We start from the raw sequence: 13,917 nt of genomic DNA, 5'->3' as shown, positions 1-13,917 counted from the left end.
TGGTATCCTATAGCTCTGTTTAAAACAGAGGTCGATGTATGAGCAAAAAAAGCCCTTTTTATGCGGTGTTGAAGTATCCATTACGCTGGCTAACACGGTTCGAAGAAATTTGGGACGGCGATGAAACCGATCACAACAGCACGGTACAAAAGCCGGTGGCTTACGTTATGCGCTCGACATCTTCAGCGGATCTTTCCATATTGCAGCGTGCGGCGAAAAAGCGCGGCCTGCCTGATCCGCTCGAGCCACTTGAAGTGAATGGCAAGGAATACAGTCGGGTCATGTACCTGGAAGAGTTTGCCAATGAAACTTCTGAAGAGGCCGTGAAGGAATTTCATCAATTATTAAAGCTGCATAAAGACGATACTAAGCTCGATTTGCAGCTGATACCTGCCGGTGTGTTCTGGGGACGTCAGGCGGGTCAGGAAGCGACAGCCGGTAAAGCCATGACAGGCGACCTCGACAATCCGGGGGCGCTTCGTAAATTCTGGTTGGTACTCTTCTCAGGTCGTCATGTGTTACTGCGTTTATCACGTAGTGTCAGTCTTGGAAAAATGGCGCATGACTACGGCGCTGATATGCGCATAGCCCATAAATTGGCGCGTGTTGCCCGCGTTCACTTTGTTCGTATGCGCCATGCGGTTGCCGGACCGAAGTTGAGTCATCGCAAAGAGCTCATGGCGCAGTTAATTAACACACCAGCGCTTAAAAAGGCCGTGGCAGACGAAGCGAAAGGTAAGAAAATAAGTGAAGAAGAGGCTCGCAAGAAAGCACTTTCTTACATCGATGAAATTGCCGCCAATTACAGCTCAACGCTGGTACGCCTGCTGGACCGCTTTATGACCTGGATGTGGAATCGCATTTATAACGGGATCCATGTAAAAGGCGGGGAGCGCATACGTCGTTTGGCCCAACAAGGGCACGAAATTATTTATGTGCCGTGCCACCGTAGTCACATGGACTACTTACTACTGAGTTATGTCATTTATAAAGAAGGCCTGGTACCACCGCACATCGCCGCCGGTGTTAATCTGAATTTCTTCCCGGTTGGCGGTATCTTCCGCCGTGGTGGCGCATTCTTTATACGCCGCAGCTTCCGCGGCAACAAGCTTTATTCTGCCGTATTCCGTGAGTACTTGTGCTGGCTATTCCAAAAAGGTTACCCCGTCGAATACTTTAGCGAAGGTGGACGCTCACGAACAGGCCGCTTACTGCCACCGAAAACTGGCATGCTGGCGATGACTGTGCAAGGAATGCTGCGCGACCAGCAACGTCCGGTATCGCTAGTCCCAGTTTACCTGGGCTATGAACACATTATGGAAGTCGCTACTTACCTGAAAGAGCTCAAAGGTAAGGACAAAGAAAAGGAATCGGTTTTCCAAATTCTGAAAACGATTACCAAGCTACGTAATTTCGGTCAGGGCTTTGTCACCTTTGGCCAGCCTATCGACTTGAAGCACACGCTCGATTGCAACGCGCCGGACTGGCATAAGTCAGTGACCCGGGGCGCCGAGGAGCCATTAAGACCGAACTGGTTAACGCCAGTGGTCAATGGGTTGGCCGAACGTGTGATGCAGGGTATTAATGATTCGGCAGCGGCAAACAGCGTGAACTTAACCGCTTTGGCATTACTCAGCTCCGAACACCATGCCTTGACCAAAGAAGAGCTTTTAGCGCAGTTGGATGTGTATTTGGGCGTGTTGAAAGAAGTGCCGTACAGTAAAGACATCAGTGTGCCTAAAGAGACGTCGGAAGAGTTATGGCAACAGGCCTTGCGCACCGACAAATTTAAAGTTGAATCGGACACTATGGGCGAAGTTATTTCGCTTGAACGTATGTCGGCTATAGCCATGACGTACTATCGTAACAACATACTGCACATGATGGTGGTGCCAGGCATGGTTGCCTCTATTATTATGGCGAAAAAGCGTGTGTCCGTTGGTGAAATCGTTGAGCGAACGCAAGCTATTTACCCTATGTTGAAAGCAGAGCTTTACCTGAGCCATTCAAAGGATGATATTCCGTTATGGGTGGAAGCGCTATGTGAAGAGCTGGCTCGTCAGCAGTTAATCACCCGTGACGGCAGCGACTGCGTCATTGCAAAGCGCGAAAGCGCCGAATGGTACCGCCTGCGTCTGCTGGCGAACAGTGCCAGTGAAACCCTGCAGCGTTATTGTATTGTGCTAGAACTTTTACAACAGGCACAACCAATAATGCGAGCAGAGCTTGAGAAACAGTCCATTACTCTGGCAGAGCGATTGAGCGCCATTCATGGCATCGACGCGCCGGAATTTTATGATAAGAAAGTCATGGCGACACTCATTGCCAGCTTGAAGCAGCAGGGGCTTGTTGAGATCGACGACGATGGTCAACAAATTGCTGCAGAGCCCGTTGGCGCGCTAAGCGACCAAGTCGATGAACTGATTGACGGACCTGTTCTGCAAACCATCAGACAATCGGTGCAGCAGTTCGTCAATCAGCCGAGTGAATAGCGTTTCGTTTAAACTTAGTACCAGTAATGTAATGCCAGGCCTATAGCGAAAACCATACCGACGTAGTGGTTGTGCAAAAAGGCCTGGAAGCATTTCATTGGTTCGCGGTGGCGTATCATCCACTGCTGATACATAAACAATAGGACACTTACGCCAAGCGCTGTCCAGGCTATCCAGTCAGCGGTAAGTATATAAAGCACCCATGCCAATAAACCGATGACCACCAACTGCAGTAAGGCAATAATCAACTTGTCGAAGCGGCCAAATAAAATAGCCGTACTTTGCAGACCAATTTTCAAGTCGTCTTCTCGGTCGGCCATAGCGTATTCGGTGTCGTAAGCGACGGTCCAGATGATATTGGCAATAAACAGCAGTGCGGCGATAAACCATTCGTTCGATTCAAGCGCCGTAAATGCCATGAGTATGCCGAAACTAAAAGCAACGCCTAACACCACCTGCGGCAAATGCGTCCAGCGTTTGCAGAACGGGTATAACGCTGCAACGCCGGCCGCGAGGAAACTCAGCATAACGGTATTGGTATTGAGCTGAAGCACTAACCCAAAAGCGATAGCGAGCAAAATAAAGAAGCCAATAATCGCTTCCGTTGCGGATATTTTCCCCGCTGGAATGGGGCGCTGTTTAGTTCGTCTGACATGACCGTCGAAGTTACGATCAGCAAAGTCATTGATTACGCAGCCGGCGGAACGCATAACAAAGGTACCCAGCAGAAATATCACCACAATTTTCAATGGCGGATTACCGGTTCCGGCAATAAGCAACGCCCATATTGTTGGCCACGCCAACAAATAAGTTCCGATAGGGCGGTCAGCCCGCATTAACTGCCAAAATGCCTGAAGTTTTTGTGCTATCACTTTGTTACCTCTAGCGAACCTTCATAAATGGGTGACGACGTTAAAAATATCTCGCTGACTAACAGTTGCTCCCCTGCGGTCGAGAATATTCGGCGGCGACCTAATAAGGGTTTCGAATGGTTAAACCACTGCTGGTTCAGTTTGCCTATAACATGGGACTCCGTCACAGTCGCTATTTCAATCGGTCCTGAGGTTAAGTCGTCTCGTTGAAATAACGAGTCGCCCAGTGAACGGTTACCCAGTTCCGAAAGTTGCAACTGCTCGTTGTTTTCAGCGCTTTTCGCGAAAATACTGCGAGCAAATACCCAGGGTTTATTGTCACAGTATAGCAGCACCTCGCGCACCACTGCCGGCTGACTCTGCTTTAAGCGACGGCACTCTTCGTCATGAGGTAGCATTTCCTGTTGCCCTAATAAACGAACCTCGAAATGCTCGCAATTATTCTTCAGGCGCTGAGTTAAAGAGCCCTCGAAGCACAGCCAGTCATGCTGTGTCGGGGTGAGTTTGACCTTGTCAGGAGACTGCCATTTAAGCGGTTCACTGACAGGAAATGTTGGTGCTGGGTATAACTCTGTTGTCATTTGTATTGGCGTTATCAAGCTCTATCGCTATGATAGCAAAGAGGAAACAATTGAACAGCGAAAGCTGGGTGGCTATATGAAACTGATTCGGACGTTAGGTTTAATTTTAACAATGTGCTTGCTGAGTACCGGCGCAAATGCTCAAAGTGACGTTGCGTACTACGGCTTTGAACCTGACATAACAACCAATTATTTAAAAGAAGGTAATGATTACCGCCTTGGCTTTGTGCGGGTGGCTGTGGAAGTCATGGTTCCCGACCCAAGTTATGTGAGTGTGGTGGAGCATCATGCGCCGCTGTTAAGAAATGAATTTATCAGTATTTTGAGCACAGCAACAGAACGGCAGGTGCGCACCATGACCGGGCGCGACCAACTGCGACTCAAATGCCTTGAGCGCGCCAAAGAGCTGATGACTCAGGAAACCGGTAACCCGGTCATTAAAGAAGTCATTTTCACTAAGTATATTTATCAGTAACGAATTTTAGGTGTGGGATTCAGCGCCCGCACCACAAAACCCGCTAAACAACCTGACAGCAGTCCGGCTAAATGCGCTTCGTTAGCCACATTGACCCAAAGCACACCGGTATAACCCAGTGCCAGCCAAAGCAGCATAAAGACAATGAGCCCCGGCGGCAGATACAGCGGTGTCGCCCGGCGGAAGCTATACACCCAACAGAAGCCAAGCAAACCATAAACCACACCCGACATACCGCCAAAGTTTGGACCATTCATGAGGTACTGAATAACATTCGCGGTAATACCGGAGAATAAGAACAATGCCAGCAGCCAAGACGTGCCGAGCGTCTTTTCAATACGACCGCCCAGGTACCACCACCAAAAAATATTGAACACAATATGAAGCAGTGTGAAATGCATAAAGACCGGGGTGACAAAGCGCCAGGGCTGGTTAAAGGGCAGAGCGTTAAAGAACCGGCTAATTTTTAAAGTTTCGAGCGTTGCTTCCGGCCACATATTTAAAACAATGAAAATCAACACCGACAGCGCAGCAACAACGCGGGTTAGCCAGCCGCTTTGTGCCAGTAACGACAAAGAAATAGGCGCTGAGCGACGAGAAAAGCGAGAGGTGCTTTGTGCCGATGACGACTGTTGTGTTGGAGCCTGGTCCAGTAACTCCGGGTTTGCCTTACATTGTTGAACTAAGTCCTTGGCGAGCGCCTCGTAGCTGCTTTGGTGCAACCACAGTTCCAGCTGTTCGCCTTTTTCCGTGACACTCACCGGTATGCCGTGCTGACGCAGATATTGGTAAAGCTTTCGCATCCATTCCGGGTCTTTACTGCTCAGCAATCGGCGCATGGTTTATTCCTTGTTAACGTGCTCGGGGTATGACATGGACCAGGCGGTGAAGCCGCCGTTCATACTACTGACATTAGTAAAGCCTTGGGCCGCAATATATTCCGCGGCGCCTTGACTACTAATGCCGTGATAGCAAACCACGATGATGGGTGCGTCTTTGTCGACAGATTCCAAAAACACGCCCAAATTACTGTTGTCGATGCGCTGCGCACCCGGAATGTGACCCATAGCAAAAGACTGTGGGTCGCGAATGTCGGCAAACACCGCGTCACCGGCTTGCCAGTGATCTGCTGCGGTGTTTAGCTCCATCAATTCGTAGGTGCGTTCGTTTGAACTCATAGACGTTTAGTCCCAGTTCAGAATGACTTTACCCGACTGACCTGAAATCATGGTTTCAAAGCCCTTTTCGAAGTCGTCGACTGACATTTCATGAGTCAGGATAGGCGAAATGTCTAAACCCGACTGTAACAAGCTGGCCATTTTGTACCAGGTCTCGAACATTTCACGACCGTAAATGCCTTTGATGACCAGACCTTTGAAAATCACTTCGTTCCAGTCGATAGCGACATTTTCTGGTGGAATGCCCAACATGGCAATTTTGCCGCCGTGATTCATCGTCGCCAGCATTTGCGAAAACGCTGAAGGGACACCTGACATTTCCAGACCAACGTCAAAGCCTTCTTTCATGCCCAACTCTGTCATGACGTCAGACAGCTTTTCTTTGCTGACATCGACCGCACGGGTGACACCCATTTTACGGGCTAAGTCCAAGCGGTATTCGTTAACGTCGGTAATAACTACATGGCGTGCGCCAACGTGACGAGCAACCGCTGCCGCCATAATGCCAATGGGGCCTGCACCGGTAATTAAAACGTCTTCACCGACTAAGTCGAATGCCAGCGCTGTGTGCACGGCATTACCGAATGGGTCAAAAATAGACGCCATTTCATCGGTTACGTCGTCCGGCAGTTTAAACGCGTTCTCAGCGGGCAACGCTAAATACTCAGCAAACGCGCCCGGGCGGTTAACGCCAACGCCGTAGGTGTTGCGACATAAATGACGGCGACCGGCACGGCAGTTACGGCAGTGGCCGCAAGTAATATGGCCTTCGCCAGAAACGCGGTCACCAATTTCAAAGCCACGTACGCCATCACCCATGGCGGCCACTTCGCCCACGTATTCGTGACCAACCACCATAGGTACTGGAATGGTTTTTTGCGACCAGTCGTCCCATTTGTAAATGTGTACGTCGGTACCGCAAATTGCCGTTTTCTTAATTTTAATCAGAATATCGTTATAGCCGCATTCCGGTTTCTCGACATCGGTCATCCAAATGCCGGGTTTGGAATGCAGTTTCGCCAAAGCTTTCATTTCAATACTCCTTAAATCACACCCAGCTCTTTACCAATGCGGGTAAAGGCTTCAATGGTGCGATCCAATTGTTCGCGTGTGTGAGCCGCCGACATTTGCGTGCGGATACGAGCTTTGCCTTTAGGAACGACAGGGAAGGAGAATCCGATCACGTAGATATCTTCTTCCAGTAGTTTGTCTGCCATTTCCGATGCTAAGCGCGCGTCGCCAACCATCACTGGAATAATGGCGTGATCAGCACCGCTCAGAGTAAAGCCGGCCGCGGTCATCTTCTCGCGGAAATACTGAGCGTTTTCCCACAGCTGAGCGCGCAGTTCATGACCATTTTCCAGCATTTCCAGCACGCGAATAGACGCCTGAACAATGGCTGGTGCTACCGAGTTAGAGAACAGGTACGGGCGTGAACGCTGACGTAGCCAATCAATGACTTCTTTTTTACCGGAGGTGTAACCGCCTGACGCACCACCTAATGCTTTGCCTAAGGTGCCCGTGATAATATCAACACGACCCAGTACGTCACAGTATTCGTGTGTACCTTTACCATTCTCGCCTAAGAAGCCAGTGGCGTGGCAGTCGTCCATCATAACCAGTGCGTTGTACTTGTCAGCCAAGTCACAAATGCCTTTTAAATCTGCAATAACACCGTCCATAGAGAACACGCCGTCGGTCGCAATCAGCTTATGACGGGCGCCGTCAGCGTCAGCCTGCTTAAGCTGTGCTTCTAAGTCTTCAAGGTTGTTGTTTTTGTAACGGTAGCGTTTTGCTTTGCTTAAACGGATGCCGTCAATGATGCTGGCGTGGTTCAGCTCGTCACTGATAATGGCGTCTTCCGGGCCCATTAGCGTTTCGAACAAGCCGCCGTTCGCATCAAAGCACGACGAATATAAAATGGTGTCTTCGGTGCCTAAAAAGTCACTCAGCTTTTGTTCCAGCGTTTTGTGAATGTCCTGAGTACCGCAAATAAAACGGACTGAAGCCGTACCAAAACCATGCTCGTCCAGACCCTTTTTTGCTGCGGCAATAAGGTCAGGGTGGTTCGCCAAACCTAAGTAGTTATTGGCGCAGAAGTTAAGCACACGGTGGTCATTAACAGTAATTTCAGAACTTTGATCAGAGGTAATGATACGCTCTTTTTTGTATAGCCCTTCGGCTTTGGTTTCAGCCAGTTGATCGGCCAGTTGCTGGTAAAACGCTGAACTCATGTTCGACTCCATGTTTTGAAAAATTCGTTACCCTCTAGTTTACTGATGTTAGCCCCAACTCGCATCCTTAATTTCAATTTCAGACTTTTGTTTGGTGTCCAATTGCGTGTACTCTTTAGGGAAATTTGAGCGAGAATTTGTCGGTTTAGGAGAGTTTATGCATCGCCGAGCGATTTACCCAGGCACGTTTGATCCTATTACCAATGGGCACGCAGACCTTATTGAGCGCGCTGCGGCGCTGTTCAATGAAGTGGTCGTTGGTATAGCCGAAAGCCCCAGTAAAAAGCCATTATTCACGTTAGAAGAGCGGGTGTTACTCGCTCAGCAGGTGACCGAAAAGCTCGATAACGTCACCGTAGTCGGCTTTTCGGGTCTGTTGGTGGACTTTGCTCACGAATACGATGCAACGGTGCTTATTCGCGGGTTGCGTGCGGTGTCCGACTTTGAGTATGAATTCCAGCTGGCCAACATGAACCGCCGCCTGGATCCGAATTTAGAAAGCGTCTTTCTAACGCCAGCCGAGGAAAACTCGTTCATTTCGTCGTCGCTGGTGAAGGAAGTGGCGCTGCACGGCGGAGATGTATCTGGCTTTACCGACGCACGAGTAGCGTCGGCCTTAGAGCAAAAGTTCGCGGGGAAACGTCCGGGTCAGTAATATCTGACCCGAAATAACTAACTTAACGCGACGTGGTAAAACACGATACTCATGAGCACCGGGCATAAGTAACGAATGTGCCAGCGCAATAATGTTAGCCCGAAACTGCCCGCAGCAATGGCTTTTAGGTGATTGCTGCGGCGCCATAACCAACCCACTACCAGTAAGTAGAATAAGCCTGACAGTGGTAACTGGAACTGTGTGACGGCGGTGACAACCCAACCAAACAGTGGCTCGAAGAATAAAATCAATAAGAGTGAGAACACACCAATCAGCACCAGTGATGCCGCAGTAGCAACCGGACGGCTCAAATTGCGCTCCTCAATGCAGTAAGACACCGGGACTTCTGCCTGAGCAATGGTCGATGTTAGTGCGGCAATACTCAGTAGACTAAAGAAGGCAAAAGCGACAAAGGGACCGGCAACGCCCATGCTGTTGAACAGCTCTGGCAGTACTGCAAATATGAGTTGTCCTTCGCCGACCAACTCGGTCCCTTCACCAACGGAAACACCTAAATGAATACCTGCGTAAAGTGCCGGAATAATCAGTAAGCCAGCTAAAAACGCGATGAACGTATCGAGTGCCGCAACTGACAGGCTCAAACGGCCCAAGTTCGCGCCGGGCTTTAAGTACGAGCCGTAAATCATCATGCCGCCCAGACCAATCGACAGCGAGAAGAACGCCTGCCCCATAGCCGCAACCAGAATGCTGGTGTTGGTTATTTGCGTGAAGTCTGGCACTAAATAACGCTCTAAGCCGACGCTGGCACCGGGCAGAGTCATCATGTAAATAATCAGGCCGACGAGCAGAACCACTAATGTTGGCATTAAACGCTTGGACCAACGCTCAATGCCTTTTTCCACGCCCTGGAAGACGACTAACGCTGTGGCGGTTAAAAACAGCCCCGTGAAGATTAAGTCGCGGGGCATGGAGCTGTTCAGCAGGAATTCGGACACGGATGCTAAGCCAACGCCTTTAGCCAAGAAACCGAGGGCGTGAACCACCATCCAACCGGCGACGACGTGATAAAAGCTCAGCATTAAGCACGAGCCCAGTACGTTCAAATAGCCCATTAGCTTGCCGACAGGACGAGCCTTTCCTCCGGAAAGCTGAGTCAGTGACTTAACCGGGTTAGCTTGTGCACTGTGACCTATGAGCAGTTCGCTATAAAGGGCAGGAATAGCCAGAATAAAAATGACGCACAGGTACACGAGTAAAAAAGCGCCACCACCATGGTTGGCGACTTGCGTCGGAAAGCCCCAAATGTTGCCGAGTCCGACGGCAGAACCCGCGGCCGCTAAAATAAAGCCAATGCGGCTATGAAATGAATCACGCATAAATGTCCAAAAAGCTTACTGCCCCTACTTAAGTCAGGCGGGCATTCTAACGAACTGAGAAAATTTTGCCCTATCTTTTTTTAGTCAATCGGGTTACTATTCGCGCCCTGAATTTCAGCCAGTTGCCCAATTACTGAACAGGACGTTTCAAGTAAGCGCAGCTGACCTAAACGTTAACGTACAAGACCGTAATCTCAGGAGCCTTACGTCATGCCAAATCTGGATCTGAGCCGCTACGGCATCACCGATGTCGAAGAAATCGTCCACAACCCGTCCTACGACCTGCTGTTTGAAGAAGAAACTCGCGATGACCTGCAGGGTTACGAAAAAGGCACGGTGACGGACTTAGGAGCGGTTGCTGTTGATACCGGAATATTCACCGGCCGTTCACCAAAAGACAAATACATTGTTCGCGACGATACGACGCGTGACACCGTTTGGTGGGCTGACCAGGGTAAGAACGACAACAAACCCTTGTCGACTGAAACCTGGAAAGAACTGAAAGGCTTAGTCACTGAGCAGCTGTCGAACAAACGCTTGTTTGTGGTCGACACCTATTGCGGTGCTAACGAAGACACACGCTTAGCGGTTCGCTTCATTACTGAAGTGGCATGGCAGGCACATTTCGTGAAAAACATGTTCATTCGTCCAAGCGAAGAAGAGCTGGAAACCTTCGAGCCAGATTTCGTGGTCATGAACGGTGCGAAATGCATTAACCCGAAGTGGCAAGAACAAGAGCTGAACTCTGAAAACTTCGTGGCATTTAACTTAACGGAGAAAATCCAGTTAATTGGCGGCACCTGGTACGGCGGCGAAATGAAGAAGGGTATGTTCTCAATGATGAACTACTTCCTGCCGCTAAAAGGAATTGCGTCAATGCACTGTTCAGCAAACGTGGGTAAAGAAGGCGACGTTGCTATTTTCTTTGGCTTGTCAGGTACTGGCAAAACCACGTTGTCGACTGATCCGAAACGCGCACTGATTGGTGACGACGAGCACGGTTGGGACGACGACGGTGTCTTCAACTTTGAAGGCGGTTGTTATGCGAAAACCATCAACCTGTCGAAAGAAGCGGAACCGGATATTTACAACGCGATTCGTCGCGACGCTTTATTAGAAAATGTTGCGGTCGATGAAAACGGTATTGTCGACTTTGATGACAACTCGAAAACTGAGAACACTCGTGTTTCTTACCCGATTTACCACATCGACAACATTGTTAAGCCAGTGTCTAAAGCGGGTCATGCGAAAAAGGTTATCTTCCTGACGGCAGATGCGTTTGGCGTATTACCGCCGGTCTCTAAGCTGACTAAAGAGCAGGCGCAGTACCACTTCCTGTCTGGCTTTACCGCGAAACTGGCGGGTACTGAGCGCGGTGTGACTGAACCAACTCCGACCTTCTCAAGCTGTTTTGGTGCAGCATTCTTAAGCCTGCATCCAACTCAGTATGCGGAAGTACTGGTAAAACGTATGGAAGCAGCTGGCGCAGAAGCCTACCTGGTTAACACTGGTTGGAACGGTACTGGCAAGCGTATTTCTATTAAAGCGACCCGCGCTATCATCGACTCTATTTTAGATGGTTCTATTGAAGACGCTGAGTTTGTTGAATTGCCTTACTTTAACTTGGCTATGCCAACTCAGTTAGCTGGCGTTGAAGACAGCAGCATTTTAGACCCGCGTAAAACCTATGAAGACGATGGCGAGTGGGACGTTCGTGCGAAAGACTTAGCGGAACGTTTCGTGGCCAACTTCGAGAAGTTTACCGACACCGAAAACGGTAAAGCCTTAGTGGCAGCTGGTCCTAAGCTGTAAGTCACAGTTTGAAACAAATTAAAGGGCTCGTAACACTTGTTACGGGCCCTTTGTGTTTCTAAGATAGGTGCTCTTTAAAATTAACAGAAAAACAACATGCGCCTTTCAGTTAATCATGTCACTAAGCGCTATCGCACGGTTACGGCGGTAGATGCAATATCACTCGATATTCAGCCCGGAAAAATTCAAGCTCTGCTTGGCCCCAACGGTGCGGGCAAATCTTCTTTAGTTCGTATGCTGGTTGGCCTGACGCACCCCGACGAAGGGGAAATTGTGGTTGAGACTAACGGACAAACCATAGAGCTGACTTATCATGACTTCGCTTATTTACCCGAAGACCGAGGTTTGTATCAGGATCGTTCGATTCTCGATAACCTGAATTACATTGCCGGTCTGCGCGGATTGAAGCTGAGCGACATACGTGGCGACATTGACAGCTGGCTAGCACGGTTTGAGCTGACGGATCGTAAAGACGAGCCGTTGCGTCAGATGTCCAAAGGCAATCAGCAAAAAGTGCAACTTATAGCCACTTTACTGCATGACCCACAGCTGGTGATTCTGGACGAGCCATTTTCAGGCCTGGATCCGGTGAATCAGGAACACGTGCTGACGGTACTGACTGAGCTGCGCGAGCGCGGCAAAACCGTAGTGCTGAGTGCGCACCAGATGGCATTGGTAGAACGTTTAGCTGACACTATGCTGTTAATGGATAAAGGTCGTGCCGTTGCACAGGGAAGCCTTCAGGAAATTCGTGATACCTTGCTACCCGAGCCGGTTTACCGGGTGACCACCAACGCTCAACTTGCAATGGAAAGCTGGGAAGCAGTTGAGCAAGTAGAGTCGGTTCGTAAAGTAAACGACGAGCAGGTTGAACTGACGTTTAATAAGGATACCGATATTGAGCAGTTGTGGCCAGAGCTAGCACAGCAGGTGTCGATAAAGGCTTTTGCACCTATCCAGCCAGGGTTACATGACTTGTACCTGAACACAATACGTAAGCAAACTGGGGAGGTGCAGTGATGAAAGTTAGTTACTTACAACAGCTGAAAGCCATTGCCTGGTGGGAGTTCAAACGCTTTTTTAAGTGGAAGCAGGAGCTGTTCTCAGTTGCGCTTTTAGTGCTGATCTTTGCCGTGAGTGCTGGTTGGGGCGCTATTACCCAAGTTTTTTCCGACCAATATCAGGGCGCTATTTTCTATCAGGAGGGCAAGCCTCAGGCGTGGGAATTCAAAGCACCAAAAGACTTAATCCTTCGAAGAGCCGGCACCATGGAAATGGAAAAGTGGCAAACGCAGCTACCAGAAGACTTAGATACCTTGATTGTGATTACACCCGAGTTAACCGCTAAGGTGTGGGTGAAAAAGTCACAAAGCTGGCAGCAGGATTTACGCAGGGAGCTGCAAGAGCAGTTGCAGACTCTTCGTATTCAGCAACTGAAACTGACGCCGGAAGAGCGCACAGTTATTGATGAGAAACCGGACATAACCTTCGCTATTGAAGAAAGCGAAGACGCGTCGATAGACGATGCCAGCGACGCTTCCGCTACTATGTTACTGATGGTCATCATGGTGGGCGTTTTCACCGGCTTTGGATTGATGATGATGTCGATTACTGCCGAAAAGCAGCAACGTGTGACGGAACAATTACTGACGATAGTGACGCCCACCCAGTGGATGGATGGAAAAATTATAGGTATTACGCTGCACAGTATTAAATCAATGACCTTTATTGGGCTTATGATTCTTGGCGTGAGTATGGTGATTGCCGCTTTTTCAGAAGACGGTGGTTCGGGTCTGGACTGGGGCGTGGGAGCGACTCTGCTCAGTATTATATTTGTGGTGCTGGGAACAGTGTTAATCAATGCGATGCTGGCTGGCTTTTCGGCAACCATTGATGACCCGAATCACTCCTCCCGCAGTACCGTAATGCTAGTTCCGCTGTTACCGGTGTTTTTAAGCTTCAGTGTAATTGGCGAGCCAGACTCCACTATCGCAACGGTGATGAGCATTATTCCGGTCAGTTCATTCGCAATGATGCCTGCTCGTTTACTGCAAACAGATGTTGCAGTATGGGAGTGGTTGCTGAGTTTAGCGCTACTGGGCGCCTTTGTTTACTGGATGCGTAGTGTTGCTGGGCGGCTATTTGCCATGGGTATTCAGTATTACGGGAAAGAACCGGGCTGGAAGGAAATTTGGCAGGCCATAAAAGGTTAGAGAATAAGGTCTGGGTACCTTATCAAGGTTCCAGACCCTCTCAATTTAGAACGACGATGTGAAGTTTT

At 49.4% G+C, this 13,917-nt stretch carries 13 protein-coding genes; 6 read left to right on the top strand and 7 right to left on the bottom strand.

Annotation, left to right across the window (positions count from 1 at the left end; translation table 11 throughout):
• Window positions 1-38 precede the first annotated feature (38 nt).
• Window positions 39-2,492 (top strand): glycerol-3-phosphate 1-O-acyltransferase PlsB, encoded by a 2,454-nt coding sequence (gene plsB, locus EST55_RS05905; RefSeq protein ID WP_129496811.1) that lies wholly within the window; start codon window positions 39-41, stop codon window positions 2,490-2,492.
• 14 nt (window positions 2,493-2,506) lie between these two features.
• Here plsB and ubiA read toward each other — a convergent pair whose 3' ends face one another.
• Together ubiA and EST55_RS05895 are read right to left on the bottom strand one after the other, a co-directional pair.
• Window positions 2,507-3,364 carry a 4-hydroxybenzoate octaprenyltransferase gene (gene ubiA, locus EST55_RS05900; protein ID WP_129496810.1) on the bottom strand — a complete coding sequence of 286 codons (858 nt, stop codon included), beginning with the start codon at window positions 3,362-3,364 and terminating at the stop codon, window positions 2,507-2,509.
• The gene (locus tag EST55_RS05895) at window positions 3,361-3,945 is read right to left on the bottom strand and encodes a chorismate lyase (protein ID WP_129496809.1); all 585 of its coding nucleotides are present in this window, start codon (window positions 3,943-3,945) and stop codon (window positions 3,361-3,363) included. The genes ubiA and EST55_RS05895 overlap by 4 nt, the downstream gene beginning before the upstream one ends.
• 76 nt (window positions 3,946-4,021) lie before the next feature.
• On the opposite strand from EST55_RS05895, the gene EST55_RS05890 reads away from it, so the two are divergent.
• On the top strand, window positions 4,022-4,420 hold the full coding sequence (locus EST55_RS05890; RefSeq protein ID WP_088769095.1) for a flagellar basal body-associated protein FliL: 399 nt from the start codon (window positions 4,022-4,024) through the stop codon (window positions 4,418-4,420).
• Here EST55_RS05890 and EST55_RS05885 read toward each other — a convergent pair.
• The 4 genes from EST55_RS05885 to EST55_RS05870 are packed head-to-tail and all read right to left on the bottom strand — an operon-like array spanning window position 4,414 to window position 7,832.
• Window positions 4,414-5,259, bottom strand: coding sequence for a rhomboid family intramembrane serine protease (locus tag EST55_RS05885; RefSeq protein WP_129496808.1), 846 nt, complete (start codon window positions 5,257-5,259; stop codon window positions 4,414-4,416). The two genes, EST55_RS05890 and EST55_RS05885, sit on opposite strands and share 7 nt — an antisense overlap.
• A gap of 3 nt (window positions 5,260-5,262) precedes the next feature.
• On the bottom strand, window positions 5,263-5,568 hold the full coding sequence (gene glpE, locus EST55_RS05880) for a thiosulfate sulfurtransferase GlpE (protein ID WP_129497015.1): 306 nt from the start codon (window positions 5,566-5,568) through the stop codon (window positions 5,263-5,265).
• A gap of 36 nt (window positions 5,569-5,604) precedes the next feature.
• Window positions 5,605-6,630 (bottom strand): L-threonine 3-dehydrogenase, encoded by a 1,026-nt coding sequence (gene tdh / locus EST55_RS05875; protein WP_053953175.1) that lies wholly within the window; start codon window positions 6,628-6,630, stop codon window positions 5,605-5,607.
• A gap of 11 nt (window positions 6,631-6,641) precedes the next feature.
• Complete coding sequence (locus EST55_RS05870) at window positions 6,642-7,832, bottom strand: glycine C-acetyltransferase (protein ID WP_058576628.1); 1,191 nt, start codon at window positions 7,830-7,832, stop codon at window positions 6,642-6,644.
• A 157-nt stretch (window positions 7,833-7,989) separates the two neighbouring features.
• Here EST55_RS05870 and coaD point away from each other — a divergent pair, with 157 nt between their 5' ends.
• Window positions 7,990-8,487 (top strand): pantetheine-phosphate adenylyltransferase, encoded by a 498-nt coding sequence (coaD, locus tag EST55_RS05865; protein WP_088769089.1) that lies wholly within the window; start codon window positions 7,990-7,992, stop codon window positions 8,485-8,487.
• Window positions 8,488-8,504: 17 nt separating this feature from the next.
• Here the strand turns inward: coaD and EST55_RS05860 are convergent, their stop codons facing one another.
• Entirely contained in the window at window positions 8,505-9,824 is a 1,320-nt protein-coding gene (locus EST55_RS05860) for a sodium-dependent transporter (protein WP_129496807.1), read from the bottom strand.
• Between the two features lie 210 nt (window positions 9,825-10,034).
• On the opposite strand from EST55_RS05860, the gene pckA reads away from it, so the two are divergent.
• From pckA to EST55_RS05845, 3 genes are all read left to right on the top strand, one after another.
• On the top strand, window positions 10,035-11,636 hold the full coding sequence (gene pckA / locus EST55_RS05855) for a phosphoenolpyruvate carboxykinase (ATP) (protein WP_129496806.1): 1,602 nt from the start codon (window positions 10,035-10,037) through the stop codon (window positions 11,634-11,636).
• Between the two features lie 96 nt (window positions 11,637-11,732).
• Window positions 11,733-12,656: an ATP-binding cassette domain-containing protein gene (locus EST55_RS05850; protein ID WP_129496805.1), complete on the top strand. Its 924-nt coding sequence runs from the start codon at window positions 11,733-11,735 to the stop codon at window positions 12,654-12,656.
• A complete protein-coding gene (locus EST55_RS05845; protein WP_129497014.1) occupies window positions 12,656-13,849 on the top strand; it encodes an ABC transporter permease in 1,194 nt (397 codons plus the stop codon). Before EST55_RS05850 ends, EST55_RS05845 begins: the two co-directional genes overlap by 1 nt.
• Window positions 13,850-13,917 lie beyond the last annotated feature (68 nt).

It is taken from the genome of Idiomarina sp. 29L (assembly GCF_004123135.1).
Lineage (GTDB): Bacteria > Pseudomonadota > Gammaproteobacteria > Enterobacterales > Alteromonadaceae > Idiomarina.
The sequence above is the reverse complement of the archived record's forward strand: the minus strand, read 5'-3'. Positions and strand labels throughout refer to the sequence as shown.

Coding starts and splice junctions, on each gene's coding strand:
- plsB (WP_129496811.1), top strand. CDS start 39: ATGAGCAAAAAAAGCCCTTTTTATGCGGTGTTGAAGTATCCATTACGC.
- EST55_RS05895 (WP_129496809.1), bottom strand. CDS start 3,945: ATGACAACAGAGTTATACCCAGCACCAACATTTCCTGTCAGTGAACCG.
- EST55_RS05890 (WP_088769095.1), top strand. CDS start 4,022: ATGAAACTGATTCGGACGTTAGGTTTAATTTTAACAATGTGCTTGCTG.
- EST55_RS05885 (WP_129496808.1), bottom strand. CDS start 5,259: ATGCGCCGATTGCTGAGCAGTAAAGACCCGGAATGGATGCGAAAGCTT.
- glpE (WP_129497015.1), bottom strand. CDS start 5,568: ATGGAGCTAAACACCGCAGCAGATCACTGGCAAGCCGGTGACGCGGTG.
- tdh (WP_053953175.1), bottom strand. CDS start 6,630: ATGAAAGCTTTGGCGAAACTGCATTCCAAACCCGGCATTTGGATGACC.
- EST55_RS05870 (WP_058576628.1), bottom strand. CDS start 7,832: ATGAGTTCAGCGTTTTACCAGCAACTGGCCGATCAACTGGCTGAAACC.
- coaD (WP_088769089.1), top strand. CDS start 7,990: ATGCATCGCCGAGCGATTTACCCAGGCACGTTTGATCCTATTACCAAT.
- EST55_RS05860 (WP_129496807.1), bottom strand. CDS start 9,824: ATGCGTGATTCATTTCATAGCCGCATTGGCTTTATTTTAGCGGCCGCG.
- pckA (WP_129496806.1), top strand. CDS start 10,035: ATGCCAAATCTGGATCTGAGCCGCTACGGCATCACCGATGTCGAAGAA.
- EST55_RS05850 (WP_129496805.1), top strand. CDS start 11,733: ATGCGCCTTTCAGTTAATCATGTCACTAAGCGCTATCGCACGGTTACG.
- EST55_RS05845 (WP_129497014.1), top strand. CDS start 12,656: ATGAAAGTTAGTTACTTACAACAGCTGAAAGCCATTGCCTGGTGGGAG.